The following is a 26772-nucleotide window of genomic DNA, read 5'->3' as shown; positions in this document are numbered from 1 at the left end:
ACATTCATATGTCTGGTGACTATAGCAAGGAGGTCACACCTGTTCCCATGCCGAACACAGAAGTTAAGCTCCTTAGCGTCGATGGTAGTCGAACTTACGTTCCGCTAGAGTAGAACGTTGCCAGGCAAGTTGAGACCGTAAGGTCTCTTTTTTTATGTCTGAAGTTACATAGTAAAAAGCAAACACAAAGAAAGATGGCTTGGCGAAGTGAAAACGTTTGAATCTGACGAAACGAGAAAAGAGCGCAACGAGTTTAGCAGAGCTAAATGAGTAAGCGAGAGCCGAAGAAGAGGAAAGAAGCAAGCGATTGTCACAAGTCAAGAAAGGTTCTTAGCGACGATGGTAGCCAACTTACGTTCCGCTAGAGTAGAACGTTGCCAGGCAAGTTGAGACCGCAAGGTCTCTTTTTTTATGTCTAAAGTTACATAGTAAAAAGTTAACACAAAGAAAAATGGCTTGACGAAGTGAAAACGTTTGAATCTGACGAAACGAGAAAAGAGCGCAACGAGTTTAGTAGAGCTAAATGAGTAAGCGAGAGCCGAAGGAGAGGAAAGAAGCAAGCGATTGTCACAAGTCAAGAAAGGTCTTTAGCGACGATGGTAGCCAACTTACGTTCCGCTAGAGTAGAACGTTGCCAGGCAAGTTGAGACCGCAAGGTCTCTTTTTTTTATGACTAAAGTAGCAAAGTAAAAAAGTAAAGACAAAGAAGATTTTAGGCTCAAAGAAATATACGATGGTATACAAAGCGTGCAACCTCAATAATGTAAAGCATAATAAAAAGCAGTCATAAGATGATTTCAATTAGAAATCAATTTATGACTGCTTTTCTTAATATGTGTTAAATTAACAATGAATATAACATCTTATTTTCATTAATATAAATATTGGAAGGATCGAAATGATTTACACGTTGTTTGAGTTGTATTAAATCATCATGATCTTTAAGTTGAATACCAATAATGACAGTACCTGTATTTTGAGAAGATTTTTTTAAGTATTCAAATTTAGTAATATCGTCTTGAGGTCCTAACACGTCATTTACAAATTCTCTCAATGCACCTGGACGTTGAGGGAAATTTAAGATAAAGTAATGCTTCATTTCTTCGTATAGTAATGAACGTTCTTCAATTTCTTTCATTCGATTAATATCATTATTACCACCACTAATGACACAAACCACTGTTTTACCTTTAATATGATCTTTATAGTTTTCAAGCGCACTTACACTTAAAGCGCCAGCGGGTTCTGCTACTATTGCTTGTTTTGAATACATATCCAAAATTGTTGAACATACAGCACCTTCATCTACTTGTACGTAGTTATCTACATTTTTTTTGGCAATTTCAAAAGTAATATCGCCAACTCTGGCTACAGAAGCTCCATCGACAAATTTATCGATATTAGGTAATGTGATAACCTGATTATTTACGACAACAGATTCATACATACTACTAGCACCTGAAGGTTCAACTCCGATAATTTTTGTGTTGGGAGAATAGGATTTAAAATAGGTACTAATACCTGAAATTAAACCGCCACCACCAATTGCGGCAAATAGATAATCAAAGTTAACATTGTCAGACTTTGCTTGTTCTAGCATTTCTTTAGCAAGCGTACCTTGTCCAGAAATTGTATGAACATTATTGAATGGATCTATAAAGTTCATTTGATGTTCACTTGTATAAGTTAAAGCTTCAGCTAAACAGTGATCAAATGTATCACCAGTGAGTACAACTTCAACGTTACTATTTCCAAAGAACTTTACTTGATTTACCTTTTGTAAAGGTGTAGTGACTGGCATAAAGATAACAGCGTTTAAATTAAGTTTTTTAGCTGTATAGGCAACACCTTGAGCATGATTACCTGCACTCGCACATGTAATACCTTTACTTTTAGCTTCATCTGATAAAACAGAAATAGCGTTGTAAGCACCTCTTAATTTAAAAGAACGTACCCATTGTAAATCTTCTCGTTTTAAATAAACTTTACAATCATACTTTTGAGATAAGTAATGGTCTAATTGTAAAGGTGTTTCTTTGACAATATCTTTAAGTCTTAAAAATGCTTCATCGATATCTTTCGTAGAAACTGTTGTTTTGACTGTCATAATATTCAACTCCCTTAAAGTGATTTTTCATATTTTTCTATTAATGATTCATATTGTAGGGTGATTGCAATGTCATCTAAGCCATTTACAAGTTTATTCTTCCAAGTTTCATCAATTTCAAAATGGAAACTCTTGTCTGGTGATGACACAGTTTGATTTGGTAAATCGACCTCAATTTCAACATATTTCGCAAGATGTTCACGTGCATTTTTTTCTAAAACAATTGGTAACATTGCATTTTTTGTACAATTCATATAAAAAATGTCGCTGAAACTTCCTGCAATAATAATATGAAAGCCATAGTCCTTAAGTGCCCAAGCTGCATGTTCACGACTTGAACCACATCCGAAATTATCTCCAGTAATTAATATGGATGCACCTTTATATTGAGGCTTATTTGGATTGAAATCAGGATTATCTGAACCATCAGGTAAGTACCGCCATTCATCAAAAGCAAATGGACCAAAGCCACTTTTTGAAATACGCTTTAAGTGTACTTTAGGAATGATTTGATCTGTATCGATATTATCGTTGAAAAGAGGGACTATTTTACCTTTATATGTTGTAATAGGTTTGATTGCTGCCATTTAAACAACCACCTTTCTTACGTCCACAAATTTACCATGAATAGCTGCTGCTGCTGCCATAGCAGGGGATACTAAATGTGTTCTAGCACCTTTGCCTTGTCGTCCTTCGAAGTTTCGATTACTTGTAGATGCACAATGTACACCCTCAGGTACTTGGTCAGGATTCATGCCTAAACACATTGAACATCCTGGTTCACGCCATTCAAATCCTGCATTTTTAAAAATAGTATCTAGACCTAATTTTTCAGCTTCTTTTTTTACTGTACGAGAACCTGGTACGACAATAGCTATAATATTTGGGTGAACTTTATTTCCTTTAACAATATGACTAGCTTCAATCAAATCTGATAGTCTAGCATTTGTACATGAACCGAGGAAAACATAACCTAAATCGATATCTTCAGCTTTTTGTCCTGGTTCTAACCCCATATAATCATACGCACGTTGATCGTTGATATCACTGATTTCAGGGAATGGTTCACTGAAATTAACACCCATTTCAGGATTAGTTCCCCATGTCACTTGAGGTTCTAATGTTGAAACATCAAGTTCAATTACACGATCAAATATCGCGTCGTCATCAGAATATAGCTCACGCCACTTATCAACTGATTTAGCGAAGTTATCGGCAAATGGTCTCCCTTTAACATATTCAAATGTTATATCATCAGGTTGGATTATGCCGTATTTGGCACCACCTTCGATAGCCATGTTACAAATAGTCATTCGACCGTCCATTGAAAGGTTTTTAATTGTTTCGCCAGTAAATTCCAAAGCATAGCCTGTACCAAAATCAACACCATACGTTTTAATTAAATGCAGAATAATGTCCTTAGCATAGACGCCTGTTGGTAAGGTACCATTAATATCGATTTTTAAGTTTTTGGGTTTTGTTTGCCATAGCGTTTGAGTTGCGAAAACATGTTCAACTTCACTTGTTCCAATTCCAAATGCAATAGCACCAAATGCTCCATGTGTTGCTGTGTGAGAGTCACCGCAAACGATTGTTTTGCCAGGCTGTGTAAGTCCTGTCTCAGGTCCTACCATGTGAACAATACCTTGTTCATCAGAACCCATATCAAAAATATGCACCCCAAAATCTATGGCGTTTTTTTGTAATGTTGTGATTTGTTTGTTTGCAATTTCATCTTTAATATTGAAAATATCAATAGTAGGAACATTGTGATCGAGTGTTGCAAATGTTAAATCTGGGCGTCTTAATTTTCTGTTTTGAAGCCTAAGTCCTTCAAATGCTTGAGGAGAAGTAACTTCATGTATAAGGTGTAAATCAATGTATAATAGTTGCGGTTCGCCCAATTTTCCGTATAACACATGTCTGTTCCACACCTTGTCAAATAATGTTTGACCCATTTACATCTCCCCCTTAGTTATTCAATTTTTGAGATAGAATTTCGAAAATATCAGTAGTATTCAGTTTGCCGCCTAAATCTGCTGTCGTTTGCCCATGTTCAATCATGTTAAAAATATGTTGTTCTAATTCATCTGCAGCATCTGGTTGATTTAAGCTTTCACGTAAACACATCGCTAAAGATAGAATCATTCCAAATGGATTGGCAACGTTTTTACCTGCAATATCTGGTGCTGATCCATGAATAGGCTCATACAATCTTGGACCATCGTTACTAAAACTAGCAGAAGGTGATAAACCAAGTGAACCAGGAATCACTGAAGCTTCATCACTTAAAATATCACCAAATAAGTTTTCACAAACGATGACGTCAAATTGTTTTGGATTTGTGATTAAATGCATACTACAAGCATCAACAAGTAAGTGATTTACTGTTACTTCTGGATATAATTGACTCACTTCATTTACGACTTTGCGCCACAATTTACTAGAAGCTAATACATTTTCTTTATCAACTGATGTTAGTTTTCCTCGTCTTGAAGCGGCCAATTTAAATGCTACGTGAACAATGCGTTCTATTTCTTCTCTTGTATAAGTAAGAGAATCTAAGGCCTCGTGATTATTAAAATGTCTAGGTTCTCCAAAATAAATACCACTTGTCAATTCACGGACTATAACTAAATCTGTGCCTTCAACGCGTTCTTGCTTTAAAGGTGATAAAGAACTAGCGCCTTTGACAACGGTAGTGGGGCGTATATTTGCAAATAAATTTAATGATTTACGTAATTTTAATAATCCTTGTTCTGGTCGATTGTTAGGATCTGTCCATTTAGGTCCACCGATTGCACCCAGTAAAATAGCATCTGCTCTTTTACACGCATTTAAGGTTTTCTCAGTTAAAGGCTCGCCGAATGTATCAATAGAGGCACCACCAAATTCGTGGTGCTCTATTTGATAATTAAAGTTATATTTATTACTTATAATTTCAAGCAATGATAGAGATCCGTTCAAAATTTCTGGACCGATTCCATCACCAGGTAGGGCAACAATGTTATAAGTCATAATTAATTACCTACCTTTTCAACATTTTCAGCTGCAAATTTAGCATGTGCTTCTACGTATGCTTTACAAGAGGCTTGTAAAATATCATGATCAATACCAAAGCCATTGACAGTCTTACCTTCAATCAATAAATTTACATGTACTTCTGCTTGGGCATCAGTACCTTCAGTGACAGAATTAATACGATAATCAATTAATTCTGTTTCTTTTTGGAAAATACGATCAACTGCATTGTAAATTGCTACGATTGAACCAGTACCAATACTTGAATCCTGGTAAATATGACCCTCTTTATCTTTAACAACAACAACAGCACTTTGAAGGCCGCTAGAGACATATTGTAGTTGCAATGTTTCCAATTTATAAAGTGCTTGATGCTCATGCTCAGAACCTTGAATAATCGCATGAATATCTCTATCTGAAACAGATTTCTTTTTGTCCGCAATGGCCTTGAATTGTTTAAATAAATCTATTTGCGCTTCTTTATCAATGTCATAACCTAATGCTTTTAACTTCTCTGAGAAGGCGTGTTTACCAGATAATTTTCCTAATGGAAGTTCAGTCGTGCTTACACCAACAAGTTGAGGTGTCATAATTTCATATGTTTCACGATGTTTTAATACGCCATCTTGGTGAATACCTGATTCATGACTAAATGCATTTTGGCCAACAATTGCTTTATTTCTAGGCACTCGAATACCTGCATATCTTGAAATTAAATCCGATGTTTTTTTAGTTTCTTCGAGATTAAGGGCAGTTTGAGCACCATAATGATCATTTCGAACGTATAGTGCAAGCGCGACTTCTTCAAGTGCTGCATTACCTGCTCGTTCACCAATACCATTTACAGTGCCTTCAATTCGTCTCGCACCGCCTTCAATTGCAGCTAAACTATTTGAAACAGCCATTCCTAGATCGTCATGGCAATGAGCACTATAAATAATTTCATTAGAAGATGTTACAGATTCTGTTAAGGTTTTGAAAATATGTGCATATTCATCATGGTAACTGTAGCCGACTGTATCAGGAATATTAATAACTGTAGCTCCAGCGTCAACGGCAGTTTGTACACATTTCACTAAGAATGGTAATTCAGTACGCGTTGCATCTTCAGGTGAAAATTGAACAACGTCAAATAATTGTTTCGCGTATGTGACATGTTCTTTAATAGATGCTAAAACGTCTTCTTGAGACATTTTAAGTTTATGTTCAAGATGAATAGGTGATGTTGCTATAAAAACATGCACGACCGGCTTCGCTGCATCTTTTGTTGCTTCATATACAGCATCGATGTCAGATTTTTTACATCTAGCTAAACCACATACAGCCGTTGTTGTTAATGTTTGTGCAATTGCTTGAACAGATTTAAAGCTACCTGTACTTGAAGCAGGAAATCCAGCTTCAATAACATCTACACCCCATTTTTCTAATTGCAATGCAATACGCAAGCGTTCATCAAAAGTAAAATTCACTCCTGGTGTTTGTTCACCATCTCTTAGTGTCGTATCAAAAATTTGAATATGACTACTCATATTTAACAACTCCTCATTGTAGGTCTATCTTATTTTTCAATGCTTTTAGATTTAATAAAAGGCATCATTTCGCGTAATTCACGACCAACTTTTTCAATTTGATGACCATGTTGTTCTTCGCGTAATTTATAAAATTCTTTGAATCCATTTTTATTGTCTTCGATAAAGCGATTACTGAAGTTACCATTTTGGATATCAGTTAATACAGCTTTCATATTTTCTTTAACATCTGGTGTGATAACACGTGGTCCTGAAACATAGTCACCAAATTCAGCAGTATTTGAAATTGAGTAACGTACATTTTCCATACCGCCTTCATACATCAAATCAACGATTAATTTCATTTCATGTAATACTTCAAAATAAGCTAATTCTGGTTGATAACCCGCTTCTACTAATGTTTCAAAGCCACTTTGAATTAATTTCGATACACCACCGCAAAGTACTGCTTGTTCACCAAATAAATCTGTCTCTGTTTCTTCTTTAAATGTTGTTTCAATAACACCTGCACGAGTTGCACCAATACCTTTTGCATAACTTAAAGCAATATTACGTGCTTGACCTGAAGCGTCTTGTTGAATACCAAATAGTGATGGTACAGCAGAACCTTCAACAAATGTACGTCTAACTAAATGACCCGGTCCTTTAGGAGCTACTAAAAATACATCAACATCAGCTGGTGGTTGAATAACACCAAAATGAATGTTAAAGCCATGAGCAAATGCAAGCGCATTATGTTTTTCTAAATTTGGTTCAATTTCGTTTTTATATACATCACCTTGAATTTCATCAGGTAATAGCACCATAATTACATCAGCTTGCTTAACTGCTTCTGCAACAGGGAACACATCAAATCCATCTTCTTTAGCTTTGTCAAAAGAACGACCTGGTCGAATACCGATGACAACATCATATCCATTGTCTTTTAAGTTTTGTGCATGCGCGTGGCCTTGTGACCCATAACCTACTACTGCAATTTTTTTGCCTTGTAAAGCGTCCGTTTTTACATCTTGATCATAATAAACTGTTGTCATAATAAATTCCTCCAAATAATTAAATGTTTTGTTTTTCGAAAATTCTGAAATATAACTTTGTAATAGTGGCAGATGTTAACTAGCAGCCTATGATATATCTATAACTAATTAGCGCATCATTGCCTTTGTCTTAAAATTAAGCTTCGTTATCAACAAGGTCGTAGCATTCAATCGTTAAAACATTAATTTGTTGTTTTAATTTTTTAATTAAAATATGAAGTGATGTATCATCTTGAATATCGACTTGAATTTCCATGTTAGAAATCCCGGGTTGTTCAGAATGTGTAACATGTAATGTATCGATATTATATTGTAGGCGAACAAAAGCACTTGTAATTCGATTTAGCGTGCTGACTTGATCCGCAACTTGTAATTTAAGAATTCTTGTCATTATAAGCCCTCCATTTCATGATTTGATTTGCCACTCGGAACCATTGGGTTTACAGCTTCAGTAGGGGAAATACGAACCTCAATTAAAGCTGGTCCTTGATAAGCAAACGCTGCATCTAATTGTTCTTCCAGTTGTTCTGGCTTATCGATTAAGAAACCTTTGACGCCATATGCTTCTGCCATTTTCATAAAATCAGGTTGACCATTAAATACTGAGTGTGAGAAGCGTTGATTAAAGAACTTATCTTGCCATTGTTTAACCATACCTAATGTTCCATTATTGATTAGTACGATTTTGACATCTAAACCATATTCGGGTAATAGTGCCATTTCTTGGTTTGTCATTTGGAAACCACCGTCACCGACGAAACATACGACTGTTTTATCAGGATCAGCTAATTTGGCACCAATTGACGAAGGAATACCGAATCCCATTGTTCCTAAACCACCGCTTGTAACCCATTGTCCGTGATTTTTAAATGGATAAAATTGAGCTGCCCACATTTGATGTTGTCCCACGTCTGTAGTAACAATTGCTTCACCATTTGTAATTTTGCCGATATATTCGATTGTTTGTTGTGGCTTACAAAATACTTGATCTTCTTCACCAAGTTTAAATGGGTGTTTCTGCTTATTATTTTGACAATGTTTAACCCAGTCACTGTGTTCTACAGTCTCAACATTTTTATCATTTAAACATTCTAAAAATCGTTTACAGTCTGCAATAATACCTAAATCTACATGAATAACTTTATTAATTTCTGAAGGGTCAATATCTACATGTACAATTTTGGCGTTAGGTGCAAAGGCATCAGGTTTGCTTGCTAATCTATCATCGAAGCGGCTACCTAAATTAATGAGTAAATCACACTCAGTTAATGCCATGTTACTAGCATAAGAACCATGCATACCTCCCATACCTAAAAATAGTGTATCCTCATAAGGTACAGCACCTAGACCTAGTAAAGTAGTAACAGTTGGGATTTGATGTTTATTAACAAACTGTGTTAATAATTGATTTGATTTTGATTGATTAATACCTGCGCCGGCTAATACGACAGGCTTTTTCGCTTCTTTTAAAAGTGAGATGAAAGTGTCAATGTCTTTATTTTCTGGTTCTGTAACAACTTCATAACCTGGAATATTGATTTCGTCGCATAAATCCACATTTGTAGCTAAAACACCCATATCTTTTGGAAAATCGATCACTACAGGACCTTTGCGTCCAGAATTAGCTACATGGAAAGCTTCGTGTACGATTTTAGGGATATCTTCAACACGTTTCACTTGATAATTTTGTTTTGTAATTGGTGAAGTCATAGATAGAATATCCGCTTCTTGGAATGCATCTTTACCAATACCTGGTGTAGCAACTTGTCCAGTGAATACAACTAGAGGTAAAGAGTCGCAATGTGCATCCGTAATACCTGTCATTACATTTGTTGCACCTGGACCGCTTGTAACTACAACGACGCCAGTTTTACCAGATACACGTGCATAACCTTCTGCAGCATGAACAGCACCTTGTTCGTGTCTTACTAAAATATGTTTGATTTTACCATCATAAAATGTGTCGTATAAAGGTAGTACGGCACCACCAGGGTAACCGAATAAATAATCCACATTTTCTTTAAGTAGAGCTTCTACTAGCACTTCTGATCCTGAACGCATGTCATTTAAAGTTTTTTCATTTAGTTGTTCAGGTTCAAGTGATTCAGCCATTTTTAAAGGGTCAATATTTTGGTTTACTTCATGTTGAGTTTTAGACATTTTAACCATCTCCAATATAAAAATAAATTAAATTAAATTCTCAGGCACTTGCATGACGCCACCTGTATTTGCGCTAGTTACTAGGGCAGTATAACGAGCTAGATAACCTGTTTTTACTTTCGCTTTAAATGGTGTTAAAGATTCTCGGCGACGCGCCAGAACATCTTCAGGCTGGTTTACGTTTAATGTACGATTTGTTAAGTCAATAGTAATCTCATCTCCATCTTCAATTAAGGCAATTGGGCCACCAGATGCAGCTTCAGGGGAAATATGACCAACTGCAATACCTCTTGTGGCACCGGAAAAACGACCATCAGTAATTAATGCAACATCTTTACCTAAGCCACGACCAACAATAGAGGAAGTAGGTGCTAACATTTCAGGCATACCTGGTCCACCTTTAGGTCCTTCATATCTAATGACAACGACGTGGCCTGCACGAACGGTACGATTGTCTATTGCTTCAACAGCTTCATCATGCGAATTGAAACAAATTGCTTTCCCAGTAAATGTTTTGATAGATGGATCAACGCCGCCAACTTTAATAACTGCGCCTTTAGGGGCGATATTACCAAATAAGATAGATAAACCACCTTGTGCATCATATGGTGCATCAAGAGGGTGAATGACATCAAAGTTCTTAATTTCTTTGCCTTCGTTATTTTCACGTAACGTTTTGCCAGTAACTGTGATTCTATCTGGGTGTAATGTGCCATCTTTCTTCATCAATTCATTAATAATTGCTGGGACGCCACCAGCTTCATGCACATCATGCATTGAATACGATGAACTAGGTGCTATTTTTGATAAATATGGCGTGCGTTTGGCAATAGCATTAATGCGCTCTAAGTCATAATCAATACCAGCTTCATTGGCAATGGCTAACGTATGCAGTACCGTGTTTGTTGAACCACCCATAGCCATATCAAGTGCAAATGCATCATCAATTGCTTCGCGAGTAACGATATCACGTGGTTTTAAATCATTTTTAATATTTTCAACTAATTTAAAAGCTGCTTGGCGAATCATTTCGCGTCGCTGATCACTGACTGCAAGTGCAGTACCGTTGTATGGTAATGCTAGACCTAAAACTTCCATCAAACAGTTCATTGAATTTGCAGTAAACATCCCAGCACATGAACCACAAGTAGGGCAGGCATTTTGTTCCATATCTAAAAATTCTTCTTTAGAAATCGATCCTTCTTTAAAAGCACCTACAGCTTCAAACATTGATGAAAGTGTTAATGCTTTACCATGTGCAGATAAGCCAGCTTTCATTGGTCCACCAGAGCAAAAGATAGCTGGTACGTTTGTCCTCATGGCTGCTAAAATCATACCGGGTGTGATCTTGTCACAATTAGGAATGTAAAATACGCCGTCAAACCAATGAGCGTTAATTACAGTTTCAGCTGCATCTGCAATAATTTCACGTGATGGTAGAGAATATCGCATTCCGATATGTCCCATAGCTATTCCATCATCAACACCAATTGTATTGAATTCAAATGGAATGGCACCGGCTTCTCTAATTGCTTCTTTAGCTATATCTGCAAGCTCTCTCAAGTGAACATGTCCAGGAACAATATCAATATAAGAGTTACAAATAGCTACAAATGGTTTGTTCATATCAGTTGGACTTTTTAGCGCGCCCGTGGCATGTAAAAGACTTCTTGCTGGTGCTTGGTGATCTCCTTTTTTGATCATGTCGCTTCGCATAGTAAATTCCCCCGTAAATTTTAATGATTAATCATGTTTTATAGTAATAAAAATAAGTAATTGAAAGATAAAACATAAAAAAACGTCCCAATATTATTGGGACGTTTACAAGTCCCATTCAAACAGAAATAGGACTTAAAGCGTTTAGTAAATATTTACTAACGTTCGAGTCCTAAAGAGTATAATAAAATAATAATATTTGAAGTTGTCGGTTGATGTTCAGTATATTGATTAAGCATTTTATTATACTCCTTCCGTGAATGGTATATATCACTTTAATAGTTAGAATTGTCTAAAAATTTGATAAATTTAATTTACTATATCTGCTTTAGTATGTCAACAAATATTTTAAATTTTCTTACAATTAACTTTGAAGAGATAATCTGTTTCAAAGATAAGAAATTTAAGTTGAAATTTGTTACAATATAAAGGTTAAATATAAAGTTAGATACGATTGAACAATGGATAATCATTTTTATGAATGAAAAGCATAATATAGGAGAATCAACATTGATAAAGATAAATAATTTAGATGAAATGAATCAATTTGCTATGTTTTTAGTTGAGCAATTGAAAAGTGGTGATTTGATTTTACTTAACGGAGATTTAGGAGCAGGTAAAACAACGTTAACGCAATTTATAGGAAAAGCTCTTGGTGTAAGACGTACGATTAATTCCCCGACATTTAACATCATTAAATCATATAGGGGTAAAAATTTAAAATTGCATCATATGGATTGTTATCGCTTAGAAGATTCTGATGAAGATTTAGGGTTTGATGAATTTTTCGAAGATCAGGCAATTACTGTTATTGAATGGAGTCAATTTATAAAAGATTTACTTCCAGCGACGCATTTATCTATTAACATTTCAACAATATCTGAAAATACAAGACAAATTGAGTTGTTCGCTCAAGGAGAACATTATGAACAAATTAAGGAGGCAATTATCCATGAATTCGCTGCTCATTGATACATCGAATCAACCATTATCAGTAGCATTGATGCAAAACGATGAAGTTTTAGCTGAAATAACTACGGATTCTAAACAAAATCATTCAGTGCAATTAATGCCTGCGATTAGTCAGCTGTTTGAGCAGAGCAAAATAACTAAACAGCAATTAGATGCGATTATTGTTGCTGAAGGTCCTGGTTCATATACTGGCTTACGTATCGGTGTTACTGTTGCTAAAACATTAGCGTATGCGTTAGATGTTAAATTATATGGTGTTTCATCATTAAAGGCATTGGCAGCAACAATCGATCATACTGATAAATTATTGGTTCCTGTGTTTGATGCAAGACGACAAGCAGTTTATACAGGCATATTCCAGTGGCAAAATGGTCAATTAGTGACTATTTTAGAAGATCAATATATGTCGATAGAAGCATTGCGAGCTTTTTTAGAAGATTTAAACCAACCATTTATTTATATTGGGAAAGATACTGTAAAATTACAAGATGAATTGCAAGGTGATGTGATTGCGCAGCTACCAAATGCATCAGTAATGTATCAATTGATAGATAAACCTTCAGACGTACATACATTTACTCCTAAATACCATAAATTAGCTGAGGCGGAACGAAATTGGATCAACAGTCAAAAGAACAATTAAACATTAGAGAGATGACCAAAGAAGATGTGCCACAAGTCTTTGATATTGAGCGTCGGAGTTTCAATGATAGTTCTTGGACAATTGACGCATTTTATCATGAAATAGAGCAAAATAACTTTGCGAAATATTTTGTCTTAGAATTTGAACAACAAATTATTGGTTATTTAGGTTTATGGATTGTTATCGATCAAGCTCAAATTACGACAGTTGCAATCGATGATAATTATAGAGGCTATGGTTTAGGTCAAATGCTTTTAAAATACGGAATAAACTATGCAAGTCACACTTGTGATGTGATGAGTTTAGAAGTAAGAGTTAATAATAAAGTGGCACAACATGTATATGAAAATTTAGGATTTCAATATGGTGGTAAACGTAAAAATTATTATGGTGAAGGTGAGGACGCAATGGTTATGTGGGTGAATTTAAATGACTAAAGATATATTAATATTAGCTGTTGAAACAAGTTGTGATGAAACAAGCGTTAGTGTTATAAAAAATGGCAGAGATATTTTATCAAATACAGTTTTAAGTCAGATTGAAAGTCATAAACGATTTGGCGGTGTCGTTCCCGAAGTGGCAAGTAGACATCACGTTGAAGGTATAACAACAACAATAAACGAGGCTCTAGTGGATGCCGATGTATCAATGGAAGATATTGATGCCATAGCGGTTACAGAAGGCCCTGGACTAATTGGTGCGTTACTAATAGGTGTTAATGCAGCCAAAGCATTGGCATTTGCTTACGATAAGCCACTTATTCCAGTTCATCATATTGCAGGACATATATATGCTAATCACATAGAAGAGCCATTAACATTCCCGCTAATTGCACTTATTGTTTCAGGTGGACATACTGAATTAGTTTATATGAAAGATCATTTAACATTTGAAGTCATTGGTGAAACACGAGATGATGCAGTAGGTGAGGCTTATGATAAAGTGGCACGAACAATTGGTTTAAATTATCCAGGTGGTCCACAAGTTGATCGGTTGGCTGCTGAAGGTGAAGATACTTATTCATTCCCTCGTGTTTGGTTGGATAAAGATAGTTATGATTTTAGTTTTAGTGGGTTGAAAAGTGCCGTAATCAATCAACTTCACAATCAACGACAAAAAAATATTCCAATCATTGAAGCTAACGTAGCAACGAGCTTTCAAAATAGTGTTGTAGAGGTGCTTACGTTTAAAGCTATTCAAGCTTGTAAAGAATATGGTGTTCAGCGATTAATTGTTGCTGGTGGAGTGGCGAGTAATAAAGGATTACGTCAATCTTTAGCGGATCAATGCAAAGTCAATGACATTCAATTAACTATCCCAAGTCCTAAATTATGCACAGATAATGCTGCAATGATAGGCGTTGCCGGCCACTATTTGTATCAGCAAGGTCGATTTGCTGATTTAGCATTAAATGGGCACAGTAATATAGATTTAGAAGAGTATTCTGCAGAATAAAATAAACGTCAGTTATTAACATGATTACGATGAACATTATTGAAACTGTTCACTGTCTTCTGTCATGTGATAGCTGACGTTTTTATATTGCAATTAGGGGATTGAGACAGAAAAGATAAAGAACCACTAATGATTTATTATGTTGGGGCCCCGCCCCAACTTCCATTGTCTGTAGAAATTGGTGTTCCAATTTCTCTATGTTGGGGCCCCACCCCAACTTGCACATTATTGTAAGCTGACTTTCGGCCAGCTTCTATGTTGGGGCCCCGCCAACTTGCACATTATTGTAAGCTGACTTTCCGCCAGCTTCTATGTTGGGGCCCCGGACTAGTATTGAAAAAACTTATTACAAGCGCATTTTCGTTCAGTCAAAAACTGTAAAAATAACAATGTTGCGATTTGAACATTGATTGATGTTCAAGATTCATGCTAACCATTGGAAACATTATCTTTTGCTCGTTCATATATTTTTGCTGGAAATGAAGTGATTTTTAATAATTCGATTGCATTACGTGTATTTGCTTTGCCAGGCTTAATTTTGTAATCAAAATGTATGTTATTATTTTCTATTACCTCATTGAAATGATAATTTTCATAACGTTGTTTTAAGAGTTCAGCTAACTCAATATCATGTGTTGCTGCAATAACTCTAAAGTTAGATTTTTCATGTAAAAATGATAGTACTGATTCTGAAGCGGCAATTCGTTCAGTTGTGTTGGTACCTTTAAAAATTTCATCGATAAAGCAGTATATTTTTTGATTATCAGGAATTTCAACAATACGCTTAATAGATTTTAATTCAGCCATAAAATAACTATCGCCTGATAACACATCATCGGCATTTGCCATTGACGTGAACACAATTCCAGGTTGATATACAAATTTGCTTGCGGTAACTGTTTGTATAGCCGATGCAAGAATAATGTTTATTGCTATGGATTTCATAAATGTTGATTTACCCGAAGCATTAGACCCAGTTAACAGTATATTTTGTGATAGTGAGAAATCATTGGCTACTGCATCTGCTATGAGTGGATGTGTTAACTCAGAGAATACTATGCCATCATTTGAATCATCAATTTGTGGTTCAGTAAAGTATTCTAGCGTTCTACGATACATTGCTAATGCATAATGATTATCTAATTCAGCTATGTAATCGAAACAATTTTTTAGCTCATTCATATGTGTTGTATAGCTTTTTTGAATTGAATGGAATAAAACATAATCAAGCATGAAAATAAGTTTAACTAGTTTAATTACCATAGCTCCAATATCTTCATCATTAACTTCAGCTAAAACACTCGTTAAATGACGTGCTGTTCTAAATTGCTTAAAATTGACTTCGGGTTGTGGAGCATGTTTAATTTTTGAGATAGTATAGCCTTGTTTTAAAACATTGGATGCATAAAAGATAGACTTTAAGTCATCCTCATATGTACGCTTTAAAGTTGCAGATAAAATGATATTAAATAGGCAACTCATAAGAAATAATAAAATACCAACTTGTGAATTAATAAATATAACTGCAAATGAGATAACTGGTAAAAACGGGCATAGAAACAATATATTTTGACGTTTTACCGGTGTGATTTGGTCTGGAAATGTTGGATAAACAGTTTTACCTATCAAAGCTAAATGATATGTTACGTTTTTTCTAAATTCAGCATTATCATTAAATAAACTAAGTAATGATTTGTTCGAAATTGAAAGCATTCCACGTAAACAGGCATATAGTTTCATTTCACCAATAGCTGTTAAATTATAATTCATCTTATGAAAGATTGCATTCATATTTAAATCGGACCAAGTTTTATCATCAACTAATGAATGTGATTCAAATTTATCCTTGTAGAGCTTATACTCATAGTCGAAATGTGAGTTCGGTCTGATAAAAGACTCTAATGGAGAAATCGTTTGCCATAATGTTTCCATAGATTTAAAAAGGCGTTGACGACTCATGTATCGTCCAACAATTCCTATTACCGATGTAAGTAGAATAATTGCTATAACAAATATTAAAAATGTTTGATTTGTGCTCATAACTATCTCCTTATTTATTTTGAATAATAATAAAAATATACTTCAATATTATTATTATTATTTCATGAAGAAAATATATTAACAATGGATTTTGATAAAAACAATGTCAATAGAGAACATGCGTACTTATCAACAAAGAGTGTATAACTTGTGGATAAAAGGTGTTGATAACGTTATTTATTGTGGATATCAGGTGGGGAAACAGAAAATAAATGATTGATTAGTGTTAATTTACTTGTGGATAACTAGGATAACTCTGTGGATAGCTATAATATCAGCGTTTTTATTGTGAATAAAAAAATTTAAAATTTGTAAAAAAATAACTCTAACTATAGCGATTTTACAGTTAGAGTTATGTATATTTTTATAGTTTTTGTTGTAATTCTTCCCATTTAGACATAGCGTGTTCTAATTTTTGTTCGCTATCTTGTTTTTGGATAGCTAATTCGTTTGCTTTTTGTGGATTGTTATAAACTTCTGGTTGGGTTAATTGCTCGTCTATTTGTAAGATAGTAGTCTCTAAAGTTTCTATTTCATTTTCACACTCGGATATTTGTCGTTCAAGTTTACGTTGTTCACGTCTTTGTTCTTTTTGGTTATGATACGACGATTGTTCCATAGACTTTTCATGTGCTTGTACGTTAACTGACTGTTCTTCTTGGTGCGCTTTCAATGCTTCCGCTTCCTCAACTTTTTCAATGTAATATTGATAATCTCCCAAATACATCTTTCCGCCATCAATTGTTAAATCAAATACCTTGTTTGCTAATTGGTTAATAAAGTAACGATCATGGGAAACAAATAGTATTGTTCCTTCAAAATGTTGGAGTGCTTGCTCTAACATTTCTTTTGAATCTATATCGAGGTGGTTGGTAGGTTCATCTAAAATAAGTACATTGTCACGCTGCAACATAAGTAGTGCTAGTTGTAAACGTGCTTTTTCACCACCAGATAAATCATTAATTATCTTTTTAACATCGTCTTGTACAAATAAGAAACGTCCAAGAACTGCACGAATATCTTTTTCATTCATTAACGGATATTGATCCCACACATAATCTAAAATCGTTTTACTAGATTTAAATTCTGCTTGCTTTTGATCATAATAACCAATTTGTAAATTTGCGCCAAAAGTAATATCGCCATTAAGCGCTTTTTGTTGTTTAGCAATAGTTTTAATTAAGGTCGATTTTCCAATACCATTTGGCCCAATGATTGCTATATGATCGCCTTTAGAGACCTCTATACTGATAGGTTTGGTAATTGCAGTTTGATAACCGATTTCTAAATTTTTTACATGCATGACGTCATTACCTGTATTCCGGTCAAAACCAAATTGAATATTTGCACTTTTGGCATCTAACATTGGTTTATCAATGCGTTCCATTTTTTCTAAAATCTTACGTCTACTTTTTGCCATTCCACTTGTTGAAGCACGGGTAATATTTTTCTCAACAAAAGTTTCTAATCGTTTTATTTCTGCTTGTTGACTTTCATATTCTTGCATTCGTTTTTGATAATATAAATCCCGTTGCTGTATAAATTCCTCGTAATTACCAACATAGCGTTTGACATCACCTAAAGCCACATCATAAATTTGAGTAACTATTTTATCTAAAAAGTAACGATCATGGCTGATGATGACGATTGCACCTTTAAAATAACGTAGATAATCTTCAAGCCACTTTGTCGTTTCTAAATCTAAGTGGTTAGTAGGTTCATCTAAAAGTAATAAATCAGGTTCATTTAATAGAATTTGAGCTAAAGATAAACGTGTTTTTTGGCCACCGCTAAAATCATTGATAGGTTTATTGAAATCTTCTTCACTAAAATTTAACCCGTGAAGTACTGTTTTAATTTTACTTTCATATTGATATCCTTCTAATTGTTCAAATTGATTCGATAAAGATTCATAACGGGACATATGTGTTCTATATGTATCACTATCGTAATCATTTGCATGTTTTGATAACCAATCTGTTTCTTCTTTGATTAAGCTTTCCATTCGTTTAATATGTTCAAATGGTTTTGACATTTCTTCAAAAACTGTTGCATTAGAATTTAAAGTCATTTGTTGAGTTAAATAACCTAGTTTTAAGTTTTTAATTTTTGACACATTTCCAGAATCATAGTTTTCTACACCAGCTATAATTTTCATCAATGTTGATTTACCGGCGCCATTTCTTCCTACGATACCAATTCGTTCACCAGTTTTTACTTCAAAATCAACATCAGTAAATATATCTTCACCATCGAACGATTTTGATATATGATTGAGTTGTAAAAGTATCATTCGATCTTCACCTTTCGTCTTTCGCAAATTTTATTAACTTATGATAAAAGTCGTAATTATTACATTAATAACCATTTTACAGTATAAAACGCCGTCTTGAAACTAAGATATTTATTTTTAAAATTCAATAATGTATAATATTTAGGTATTCATTGTAATCAATTATTTGTTTTTTAATAATCTAACAATTACGCTCTAACTCGTTTGAATACATAGATATAATTCATTCAAACACGAAGGAGGAAATAGCGAATGAGTGACCAAGTTAAAATTCCTCGAGCAACTTTAAAACGTTTGCCGTTATATTATAGATTTGTCAGTTCATTAAAATCTAAAGGTATAGATCGTGTAAATTCAAAAGCGATTAGCGATGCGTTACAAATTGACTCGGCAACAATTCGTCGTGACTTTTCATATTTTGGCGAATTAGGTAAAAAAGGGTACGGATATAATATAGATAGTTTATTGGATTTCTTTAAATCTGAACTAAGCGAGAGTGACATGATCAAAATCGCAATTGTCGGAGTTGGGAACCTAGGGAAAGCTTTGCTCACATATAACTTTTCAATACATGACGATATGACGATTACAGAAGCGTTTGACGTAAAAGAAGATGTTATTGGCCAGAAAATAGGGAACGTTATTGTAAAAGATAACGATGAATTAATAACAACATTGAAGAAGGAAGAAATAGATGTTGTGATTCTAACTACACCAGAAAGAGTTGCACAGAAAGTTGCAGATGAACTCGTCCAAGCTGGTGTGAAAGGTATTTTAAACTTCACTCCTGGTAGAATTAATACGCCTTCAGATGTGCAAGTACATCAAATTGACTTAGGTATAGAATTACAGTCGTTATTATTCTTTATGAAAAATTACAGTGAATAAATGTGATGTTAGCTTTGAATGATTAACCTTGTTATATTTTTAATTAATTATAGAACAGTCTGGGACTAAGTATGTCTCAGGCTTTTTCTGTTGTGTTTGAAAATGAAAGGGAAAACTGTTGTGTTGATAAATATAGTATAGGTTAATAAATTAACACGTAGAGATATAATGATGAATCGTAATTAATCGCATTTCTTATATGAACATAATATAAATATCAAAAATATTGTGTATGAGGTTGAAAACAAGAAAATCATCGCCTATAATACATACTAAACTTATCGGAAATTAGGGGGTTAGGACGATGTGGATGATTTTTAGTGGCTTAATTGTCGGGGGACTCTTAGGTTTTGTGATGCAAAGAACAAGATTTTGTTTAACAGGTGGCTTTCGAGATATGTATGTGCAAAAGAATAATAAGATGTTCTATGCATTATTAATCGCTATTACTATTCAAAGTATAGGATTATTGATTTTGACGGCAACAGGTATTTTACAAATTCCTGCACATAGTTTTCCAATATTGGGAACAGTTATAGGTTCTTTTATTTTTGGAATTGGAATAGTATTGGCTGGAGGGTGTGCAACAGGTACTTGGTATCGCGCTGGTGAAGGGCTAATTGGTAGTTGGATTGCATTAGTATTATATGCTGTTACTGCAGCAATCACTAAAACAGGGATTTTAAAGCCAGTAATGGATAAAATTAATCAACCAACGAATATAAATAGTGATATGTCTCAAACAACTGGCATTCCGTTTTGGGGATTAGTCGTTATATTAACTATAATCACCATTTTTCTAGTTGTAAGAACACTTAATAATAAGAAAGTTCGAGTTGCTGTTCCAAAACTAAAGCAACGTTATACAGGTATTAGATATTACCTTTTCGAAAAACGATACCATCCATTTATTGCAGCAATTGCAATTGGACTTATCGCACTTTTAGCTTGGCCAATGAGTGCATCAACTGGAAGAAATGACGGTTTAGGTATAACAACGCCATCAGCAAATTTAGTACACTTTTTGATTACAGGTGAAACTAAATTTATTGATTGGGGTGTCTTTTTAGTTCTAGGAATTTTCATCGGTTCATATATTGCAGCTAGAGGATCAAGAGAATTTAAATGGCGATTGCCAGACAAGATTACAATACGAAACAGTGCTATTGGTGGCATATGTATGGGATTTGGTGCGTCAGTTGCTGGTGGTTGTTCTATCGGTAACGGTTTGGTTGAAACGGCAACGATGACTTGGCAAGGATGGATTGCGCTAGCATCGATGATAGTTGGGGTATGGACAATGAGTCATTTTATCTTTGTTCGTCCAATGAAAAAAGTACAACAACAATCTGCAAAGGTCCAACAGCAAACGCAAATAGTATAGAAGATTATTATGCAAATGATGTTGATCAAATAAAAGTGATTGGAAAAGGAGAAATAATTATGATACACGAATTAGGTACAGTAGGAATGGTATGTCCATTTCCGTTAATTGAAGCGCAAAAGAAAATGGCAACATTGAAATCTGGAGATGAATTAAAAATTGATTTTGACTGTACACAAGCGACGGAAGCTATTCCAAATTGGGCTGCAGAAAATGGATATCCTGTAACAAACTATGAACAAATTGATAATGCTTCATGGACGATTACAATTCAAAAAGTTTAACGTTATCATTTTAATAATAAAATAGATATTAGATTCTACGGCTACTTCCGCTACTTTAAAAGTGAGTAAGTAGTCTTTTTTGGTTTTAGTTCACGAAATTAATTTTATATAGCGTGATACATTTTATTCAAAAAGATGTAATAAAACTTTACACATTTTTGTTTTTTACAAATTGTCAGATTATTATGAAAACAAGGGAGTGGTAAGTATGAATCTTAACGATACGATATTTATGTTTTTGTGTACATTATTAGTTTGGCTAATGACACCAGGATTAAGTTTATTTTATGGTGGGTTAGTTCAATCTAAAAATGCGCTAAATACTGTCATGCAAAGTATGGCAGCAATTGTGCTTGTTACATTTGTATGGATAACAGTTGGTTTTACAATTAGTTTTGGGAATGGGAATTTATGGTTCGGAAATTGGGAATACACTTTTCTTAATCATGTAGGTTTTGCGACTCAGGAAGATATTAGTCCACATATTCCTTTCGCTTTGTTTATGTTATTTCAAATGATGTTTTGTACGATTGCAATTTCTATTTTATCTGGTTCAATCGCTGAGAAAATGAAGTTTATTCCTTATTTATTATTCGTGGTAATATGGACTGCTCTTGTATACAGTCCAGTAGCACATTGGGTTTGGGGCGGCGGTTGGATTAACAAACTCGGTGTATTAGATTTCGCTGGAGGTACTGTTGTTCATATTACATCAGGTGTTTCTGGTTTAGTATTAGCTATTATGATTGGAAAAGGAAACAAACATTCTGAATCAACACCACATAATCTTATCATTACGTTGATTGGCGGTATATTTGTGTGGATTGGTTGGTATGGATTTAATGTAGGTAGTGCTTTTACATTTGATAATATTGCGATGCTTGCATTTACAAATACTGTCATTTCAGCCAGTGCAGGTGCTATAGGTTGGTTAATTCTAGAATATATTTTTAAAAAGACTACAAGTTTACTAGGGTTATTACTAGGTGCATTAGCTGGTTTAGTTGTCATTACACCTGCAGCAGGATACGTGACATATCTTAGTGCAACAATCATGGCAATGATCGGTGGTATCTGTTGCTATATCGTTATTAATTACATCAAAGTAAAACTAAAATATCATGATGCATTAGATGCATTTGGTATTCATGGTGTTGGTGGTATTATTGGTGCAGTATTAACAGCCTTTTTCCAAAGTAAAAAGGCAAATCCTGACATTGAGAATGGCTTTATTTATACTGGTGACATACATATTATACTTGTACAAATATTATGTGTAACAGCAGTTGTAATTTTTAGTATCGTCATGACGTTTATTATTGCGAAAGTAATTAAATTAATTACACCATTATCTGTTACGGAACAAGAAACGAATATAGGATTAGACAAGATTGTTCACGGTGAACATGCTTACTTTGAAGGTGAGCTAAATAGATTCAATAAACATATTCGATATTAGAATATATACATAGAATATTCATTGTCCTGACATTTAACTAAAGGTTGATGTTGGGACATTTTGTTATACAAAAGTTTTATTTTGAAATCTTTTTATGAAAGAAGCAGAAATATTATTTAAAGCGGTTACACATATGCTAAAATAAGGCTAAGTGTCACAAATAATGATAGGTGAATAAGTATGAAAAATATATCTGATATTGCCAAATTGGCAGGCGTTTCAAAAAGTACAGTATCTAGATTTTTAAATAATGGATCTGTCAGTAAAAAAACAAGTGAAAAATTAACAAAAATTATAGCAGAACATGACTATCAACCGAATCAATTTGCTCAAAGTTTAAGAGCGAGACAAACACACCTTATTGGTGCCATTATACCTAGAATGAATTCATATGCAGTAGATGAAACAATCAAAGGATTGGCAAAACAATGCCAAAAATATGAATCACAATTAATTTTGAATTACACAGGATTAAATATCGAAGCAGAAATACAAGCGCTTGAAACATTAGCACGCAGTAAAGTAGATGGTATTGTTTTAATGGCTACAGACATAACAGAGAGACATATAGAAGTCATTAATAAAATGAATGTACCAATCGTTATTGTTGGTCAACAACATGAACAACTTCATAGTATTGTGCATGATGATTATAAAGCAGGTCAAATTATAGGTGAATGGATTGGTCAACAGGGATATCAACAAATTGAAGTGTTTAGTGTGAGTGAAAAAGATATTGCAGTTGGTATACATAGAAAACGTGGTTTACTTGACCAGTTAGCCAAATACCAAATTAAACCTAATATACATGAAACAAATTTTACTTATGTGGAAGCACAAAAAGATGTTGCAAATGTTTTGGAAAATGTGGAGCAAGTAGATGCGGTTGTTGGAGCAACTGATACGATTGCATTAGCTGCCTATAAATATTATTCTGATAAAAAAGATGTTATGAAACCACATCAAATATATGGTTTTGGTGGTGACCCAATGACACAATTAGTGTCTCCATCGATAAAAACAATTCATTATAATTATTTTGAAGCTGGCCAATGCGCGATGGAAGAGATACAACAGATGCTTAAAAAGCAAGATATGCCATATAGCGTCACAGTAGATGTTAATATTTAGACGCTGTATTTTTTAAAATAAATGTGGAACCGATACCATATAAGTATAAATGGATAGGTTAAAAGTTAAAGAACATAGGTAAAATTTGCTATAATAGAATATAAATTGTTAACAGCATAAATTATAAAAGGAGGACTGGGTAAATATTATGACCGAATGGACTAGAGAAGAACGTTATCAACGAATCGAGGACGTTGATACTGAGTATTTTAAAACATTAAAACAACAAGTTGATCAATCAAAATTTCGTCAACAATTTCATATACAACCAGAAACAGGTTTATTAAATGATCCCAACGGACTTATTTTTTATAAAGGGAAGTATTATGTTTCACATCAATGGTTCCCATTAGGCGCAGTACATGGTTTAAAGTATTGGTATAACTACACGAGTGATGACTTAATAAACTTTAAAGCTGAAGGGCCAATATTAAATCCAGATACTAAATATGACAGCCATGGTGTTTATAGCGGTAGCGCTTTTGAATATAACGGGCATTTATATTATATGTACACAGGAAATCATCGAGATAATCATTGGCAACGACATGCGAGTCAGATGATCGCACGATTGAAAGAAGACGGTTCAGTTGAAAAGTTTCCAAAGCCAGTAATTAGCCAGCAACCAGAAGGATATACGAGTCATTTTAGAGATCCTAAAGTTTTTAAATATGGTGAGAAATATTATGCAATCATTGGCGCACAAAATAATGATCAGCAAGGTCGATTATTACTTTATAATACTGAAGATATAATTAATTGGCATTATTTAGGTGAAATAAATACAGAGTTAGATGATTTTGGATATATGTGGGAATGCCCAGATTACTTTAATGTAGATAATCAAGATGTCATACTTATTTGTCCACAAGGTATTAAACCAAAAGGCGATCAGTTCAAAAATATTTATCAAAGTGGTTATATACTTGGAAAGTTTGATATTGAAAAGTTAACTTATGAACATGAAAATTTTGTCGAGCTTGATAATGGCTTTGATTTCTATGCACCTCAAACATTTTTAGATGAAAAAGGCCGACGAGTACTAATTGGATGGATGGGGTTACCGGAAATCGAATATCCTACTGATAATGAAGGATGGGCCCATTGCTTAACAATTCCTCGTGTATTAAATGTAGAAAATGGTCAACTTAAGCAACGCCCATATCCAGCGTTGGAAAAATTACGTCACAATAAAGAGACAGCATTAGGCTACGCAAATAAATTTACTCGAAAATTACATCCGTATGAAGGTAAACAGTATGAATTAATCATAGATATTTTGGATAATGATGCTACCGAAGTGTACTTTGAATTACGTACGTCTAAGACTTCTTCAACATTAATCGCTTATAACAAGCGTGAAAATAAAATAACATTAGATCGCAGCGACAGTGGTTTATTGCCGACAAATGTTGAAGGTACGATGCGTAGTACAATATTAGACACGCCATTAAAGCAATTACAAATTTTTGTTGATACATCTAGTATAGAAATTTTCTGTAATGATGGGGAACGTGTTTTGACATCTCGAATTTTCCCGACAGAAGACGCACTAGGTATTAAAACATCGACAGAATCAGGGCAAGTATATTTACAATTTACTAAATACGATTTAAAGGATGAACATAAATGAGACGTCTATTTTCAATAGGAGAAGCGTTAATTGATTTTATTCCAAATATTACAAATGCGAATTTAAAAGATGTTCAAACATTTACGAAGCAAATTGGTGGCGCACCTTGTAATGTAGCTTGTACAGTTCAAAAGTTAGGACAACAAGCGTATATGATTACACAATTAGGTAATGATGCATTTGGAGATAGCATTATTGAAACGATATCAAGTATTGGTGTAGATGTATCAAAAGTGTATCGCACGAATGAAGCAAACACTGCGTTAGCTTTTGTGAGTTTGACTGAAGCGGGCGAGCGAGATTTTTCTTTTTATCGTAAGCCCTCTGCTGATATGTTATTTGAACCAAGTTTTGTGAATGATATTGATGTGAATGAAAATGATGTAGTACATTTTTGTTCTGTTGATTTGGTCGATAGTCCGATGAGAGATGCACATTATCAATTGATTACCAAAACATTAAATGCAAATGGTACTGTCGTATTTGATCCTAATGTAAGATTGCCATTATGGGATAACGCTGAAGATTTAAGACAAACTATTCATACCTTTTTGCCATTGGCGCATATTGTAAAAGTTTCAGATGAAGAATTAGAATTTATTACAGGTATTCATGATGAAAATGAAGCCATTCAATCTTTATTTACAGGTAATGTCACTGTAGTCATTTATACGAAGGGAGCAGATGGTGCTGCCGTATATTTGAAAAATGGTATTAATCATTATCATAGTGGCTATAAGGTAAAACCTGTTGATACAACTGGGGCAGGGGATGCCTTTATTGGTGCAGTTATTAGCAGGATTTTAGCAACCGATGTGTTAAATTTAACTCAGTTATTTGAAAATGAAGGTGAGGAAATTTTAGCGTTTAGCAATCGCGTTGCTGCAATAGTGACAACGAAGTATGGTGCTATTAATAGTTTGCCAACATTACAAGAGGTTGAACAAGCATTTTAAATAATTCATTTATAAAACAGTGTAGGAAACAAGTTGAATCTTGTGCTACACTGTTTTTTAAACAAAA

At 34.2% G+C, this 26772-nt stretch carries 24 protein-coding genes and 1 rRNA gene; 13 read left to right on the top strand and 12 right to left on the bottom strand.

All coding sequences use genetic code 11. The features are described 5' to 3' along the window. The first annotated feature begins 11 nt into the window (after positions 1–11). Positions 12–126: ribosomal RNA gene (rrf, locus tag IDG45_RS05620) — 5S ribosomal RNA — on the top strand. Between the two features lie 712 nt (positions 127–838). Here the strand turns inward: rrf and ilvA are convergent. The 10 genes from ilvA to IDG45_RS05570 form a co-directional block, all read right to left on the bottom strand. After that, the gene (ilvA, locus tag IDG45_RS05615; RefSeq protein ID WP_000216850.1) at positions 839–2107 is read right to left on the bottom strand and encodes a threonine ammonia-lyase IlvA; all 1269 of its coding nucleotides are present in this window, start codon (positions 2105–2107) and stop codon (positions 839–841) included. Positions 2108–2121: 14 nt separating this feature from the next. Further along, a complete protein-coding gene (gene leuD, locus IDG45_RS05610; RefSeq protein ID WP_000718949.1) occupies positions 2122–2694 on the bottom strand; it encodes a 3-isopropylmalate dehydratase small subunit in 573 nt (190 codons plus the stop codon). Beyond that, a complete protein-coding gene (leuC, locus tag IDG45_RS05605; RefSeq protein WP_000531825.1) occupies positions 2695–4065 on the bottom strand; it encodes a 3-isopropylmalate dehydratase large subunit in 1371 nt (456 codons plus the stop codon). Between the two features lie 13 nt (positions 4066–4078). Continuing rightward, positions 4079–5125 (bottom strand): 3-isopropylmalate dehydrogenase, encoded by a 1047-nt coding sequence (gene leuB, locus IDG45_RS05600; RefSeq protein ID WP_000221952.1) that lies wholly within the window; start codon positions 5123–5125, stop codon positions 4079–4081. 2 nt (positions 5126–5127) lie between these two features. Next, positions 5128–6657: a 2-isopropylmalate synthase gene (locus IDG45_RS05595; protein WP_000094576.1), complete on the bottom strand. Its 1530-nt coding sequence runs from the start codon at positions 6655–6657 to the stop codon at positions 5128–5130. 29 nt (positions 6658–6686) lie between these two features. Continuing rightward, positions 6687–7691 (bottom strand): ketol-acid reductoisomerase, encoded by a 1005-nt coding sequence (gene ilvC, locus IDG45_RS05590; RefSeq protein ID WP_000214552.1) that lies wholly within the window; start codon positions 7689–7691, stop codon positions 6687–6689. 136 nt (positions 7692–7827) lie between these two features. Then, positions 7828–8082 carry an ACT domain-containing protein gene (locus IDG45_RS05585; RefSeq protein ID WP_000196910.1) on the bottom strand — a complete coding sequence of 85 codons (255 nt, stop codon included), beginning with the start codon at positions 8080–8082 and terminating at the stop codon, positions 7828–7830. Continuing rightward, positions 8082–9851, bottom strand: a complete 1770-nt coding sequence (gene ilvB / locus IDG45_RS05580) for a biosynthetic-type acetolactate synthase large subunit (protein ID WP_000047831.1) — start codon at positions 9849–9851, stop codon at positions 8082–8084. The genes IDG45_RS05585 and ilvB overlap by 1 nt, the downstream gene beginning before the upstream one ends. 27 nt (positions 9852–9878) lie before the next feature. Continuing rightward, positions 9879–11567, bottom strand: a complete 1689-nt coding sequence (ilvD, locus tag IDG45_RS05575; RefSeq protein ID WP_001255780.1) for a dihydroxy-acid dehydratase — start codon at positions 11565–11567, stop codon at positions 9879–9881. A 317-nt stretch (positions 11568–11884) separates the two neighbouring features. Continuing rightward, the gene (locus IDG45_RS05570) at positions 11885–12040 is read right to left on the bottom strand and encodes a hypothetical protein (RefSeq protein ID WP_001791591.1); all 156 of its coding nucleotides are present in this window, start codon (positions 12038–12040) and stop codon (positions 11885–11887) included. A 37-nt stretch (positions 12041–12077) separates the two neighbouring features. On the opposite strand from IDG45_RS05570, the gene tsaE reads away from it, so the two are divergent. The 4 genes from tsaE to tsaD are packed head-to-tail and all read left to right on the top strand — an operon-like array spanning position 12078 to position 14637. Then, positions 12078–12539: a tRNA (adenosine(37)-N6)-threonylcarbamoyltransferase complex ATPase subunit type 1 TsaE gene (gene tsaE / locus IDG45_RS05565; protein WP_000590805.1), complete on the top strand. Its 462-nt coding sequence runs from the start codon at positions 12078–12080 to the stop codon at positions 12537–12539. Next, complete coding sequence (gene tsaB / locus IDG45_RS05560; RefSeq protein WP_001086751.1) at positions 12520–13182, top strand: tRNA (adenosine(37)-N6)-threonylcarbamoyltransferase complex dimerization subunit type 1 TsaB; 663 nt, start codon at positions 12520–12522, stop codon at positions 13180–13182. The genes tsaE and tsaB overlap by 20 nt, the downstream gene beginning before the upstream one ends. Beyond that, positions 13155–13619, top strand: coding sequence for a ribosomal protein S18-alanine N-acetyltransferase (gene rimI / locus IDG45_RS05555; protein WP_000372755.1), 465 nt, complete (start codon positions 13155–13157; stop codon positions 13617–13619). The genes tsaB and rimI overlap by 28 nt, the downstream gene beginning before the upstream one ends. Further along, positions 13612–14637: a tRNA (adenosine(37)-N6)-threonylcarbamoyltransferase complex transferase subunit TsaD gene (gene tsaD, locus IDG45_RS05550; RefSeq protein WP_000159047.1), complete on the top strand. Its 1026-nt coding sequence runs from the start codon at positions 13612–13614 to the stop codon at positions 14635–14637. Before rimI ends, tsaD begins: the two co-directional genes overlap by 8 nt. Before the next feature lie 429 nt (positions 14638–15066). On the opposite strand, the gene IDG45_RS05545 is transcribed toward tsaD, so the two are convergent. Next, positions 15067–16677 (bottom strand): MutS family DNA mismatch repair protein, encoded by a 1611-nt coding sequence (locus IDG45_RS05545; RefSeq protein WP_000106319.1) that lies wholly within the window; start codon positions 16675–16677, stop codon positions 15067–15069. A gap of 91 nt (positions 16678–16768) precedes the next feature. Here IDG45_RS05545 and IDG45_RS05540 point away from each other — a divergent pair, with 91 nt between their 5' ends. Next, on the top strand, positions 16769–16897 hold the full coding sequence (locus IDG45_RS05540; protein WP_001791590.1) for a hypothetical protein: 129 nt from the start codon (positions 16769–16771) through the stop codon (positions 16895–16897). 144 nt (positions 16898–17041) lie between these two features. On the opposite strand, the gene IDG45_RS05535 is transcribed toward IDG45_RS05540, so the two are convergent. Beyond that, entirely contained in the window at positions 17042–18970 is a 1929-nt protein-coding gene (locus tag IDG45_RS05535; RefSeq protein WP_000602075.1) for an ABC-F family ATP-binding cassette domain-containing protein, read from the bottom strand. A gap of 252 nt (positions 18971–19222) precedes the next feature. Here IDG45_RS05535 and IDG45_RS05530 point away from each other — a divergent pair, with 252 nt between their 5' ends. From IDG45_RS05530 to IDG45_RS05500, 7 genes are all read left to right on the top strand, one after another. Continuing rightward, positions 19223–19858 (top strand): redox-sensing transcriptional repressor Rex, encoded by a 636-nt coding sequence (locus IDG45_RS05530; RefSeq protein WP_001283612.1) that lies wholly within the window; start codon positions 19223–19225, stop codon positions 19856–19858. A gap of 304 nt (positions 19859–20162) precedes the next feature. Then, positions 20163–21242 (top strand): YeeE/YedE family protein, encoded by a 1080-nt coding sequence (locus IDG45_RS05525; protein ID WP_000266892.1) that lies wholly within the window; start codon positions 20163–20165, stop codon positions 21240–21242. Positions 21243–21301: 59 nt separating this feature from the next. Next, positions 21302–21526 (top strand): sulfurtransferase TusA family protein, encoded by a 225-nt coding sequence (locus IDG45_RS05520; RefSeq protein WP_000581074.1) that lies wholly within the window; start codon positions 21302–21304, stop codon positions 21524–21526. A 208-nt stretch (positions 21527–21734) separates the two neighbouring features. Beyond that, the gene (locus tag IDG45_RS05515; RefSeq protein WP_001052272.1) at positions 21735–22985 is read left to right on the top strand and encodes an ammonium transporter; all 1251 of its coding nucleotides are present in this window, start codon (positions 21735–21737) and stop codon (positions 22983–22985) included. A gap of 180 nt (positions 22986–23165) precedes the next feature. Then, positions 23166–24116, top strand: a complete 951-nt coding sequence (locus IDG45_RS05510) for a LacI family DNA-binding transcriptional regulator (RefSeq protein WP_000790321.1) — start codon at positions 23166–23168, stop codon at positions 24114–24116. Between the two features lie 148 nt (positions 24117–24264). Beyond that, positions 24265–25749, top strand: a complete 1485-nt coding sequence (locus tag IDG45_RS05505; RefSeq protein ID WP_000141423.1) for a sucrose-6-phosphate hydrolase — start codon at positions 24265–24267, stop codon at positions 25747–25749. After that, on the top strand, positions 25746–26705 hold the full coding sequence (locus tag IDG45_RS05500; RefSeq protein ID WP_001253302.1) for a carbohydrate kinase family protein: 960 nt from the start codon (positions 25746–25748) through the stop codon (positions 26703–26705). The genes IDG45_RS05505 and IDG45_RS05500 overlap by 4 nt, the downstream gene beginning before the upstream one ends. The last annotated feature ends 67 nt before the right edge of the window (positions 26706–26772 follow it).

This window comes from Staphylococcus sp. EG-SA-10, from assembly GCF_017151945.1.
Classification (GTDB): Bacteria; Bacillota; Bacilli; order Staphylococcales; family Staphylococcaceae; genus Staphylococcus; species Staphylococcus aureus.
The sequence above is the reverse complement of the archived record's forward strand: the minus strand, read 5'-3'. Positions and strand labels throughout refer to the sequence as shown.

Bases quoted from the DNA above. Each gene is read 5' to 3' on its own strand.
- ilvA (WP_000216850.1), bottom strand. From the start codon at position 2,107: ATGACAGTCAAAACAACAGTTTCTACGAAAGATATCGATGAAGCATTT.
- leuD (WP_000718949.1), bottom strand. From the start codon at position 2,694: ATGGCAGCAATCAAACCTATTACAACATATAAAGGTAAAATAGTCCCT.
- leuC (WP_000531825.1), bottom strand. From the start codon at position 4,065: ATGGGTCAAACATTATTTGACAAGGTGTGGAACAGACATGTGTTATAC.
- leuB (WP_000221952.1), bottom strand. From the start codon at position 5,125: ATGACTTATAACATTGTTGCCCTACCTGGTGATGGAATCGGTCCAGAA.
- IDG45_RS05595 (WP_000094576.1), bottom strand. From the start codon at position 6,657: ATGAGTAGTCATATTCAAATTTTTGATACGACACTAAGAGATGGTGAA.
- ilvC (WP_000214552.1), bottom strand. From the start codon at position 7,691: ATGACAACAGTTTATTATGATCAAGATGTAAAAACGGACGCTTTACAA.
- IDG45_RS05585 (WP_000196910.1), bottom strand. From the start codon at position 8,082: ATGACAAGAATTCTTAAATTACAAGTTGCGGATCAAGTCAGCACGCTA.
- ilvB (WP_000047831.1), bottom strand. From the start codon at position 9,851: ATGTCTAAAACTCAACATGAAGTAAACCAAAATATTGACCCTTTAAAA.
- ilvD (WP_001255780.1), bottom strand. From the start codon at position 11,567: ATGCGAAGCGACATGATCAAAAAAGGAGATCACCAAGCACCAGCAAGA.
- IDG45_RS05570 (WP_001791591.1), bottom strand. From the start codon at position 12,040: ATGATTATCCATTGTTCAATCGTATCTAACTTTATATTTAACCTTTAT.
- tsaB (WP_001086751.1), top strand. From the start codon at position 12,520: ATGAATTCGCTGCTCATTGATACATCGAATCAACCATTATCAGTAGCA.
- tsaD (WP_000159047.1), top strand. From the start codon at position 13,612: ATGACTAAAGATATATTAATATTAGCTGTTGAAACAAGTTGTGATGAA.
- IDG45_RS05545 (WP_000106319.1), bottom strand. From the start codon at position 16,677: ATGAGCACAAATCAAACATTTTTAATATTTGTTATAGCAATTATTCTA.
- IDG45_RS05535 (WP_000602075.1), bottom strand. From the start codon at position 18,970: ATGATACTTTTACAACTCAATCATATATCAAAATCGTTCGATGGTGAA.
- IDG45_RS05530 (WP_001283612.1), top strand. From the start codon at position 19,223: ATGAGTGACCAAGTTAAAATTCCTCGAGCAACTTTAAAACGTTTGCCG.
- IDG45_RS05525 (WP_000266892.1), top strand. From the start codon at position 20,163: ATGTGGATGATTTTTAGTGGCTTAATTGTCGGGGGACTCTTAGGTTTT.
- IDG45_RS05520 (WP_000581074.1), top strand. From the start codon at position 21,302: ATGATACACGAATTAGGTACAGTAGGAATGGTATGTCCATTTCCGTTA.
- IDG45_RS05515 (WP_001052272.1), top strand. From the start codon at position 21,735: ATGAATCTTAACGATACGATATTTATGTTTTTGTGTACATTATTAGTT.
- IDG45_RS05510 (WP_000790321.1), top strand. From the start codon at position 23,166: ATGAAAAATATATCTGATATTGCCAAATTGGCAGGCGTTTCAAAAAGT.
- IDG45_RS05505 (WP_000141423.1), top strand. From the start codon at position 24,265: ATGACCGAATGGACTAGAGAAGAACGTTATCAACGAATCGAGGACGTT.
- IDG45_RS05500 (WP_001253302.1), top strand. From the start codon at position 25,746: ATGAGACGTCTATTTTCAATAGGAGAAGCGTTAATTGATTTTATTCCA.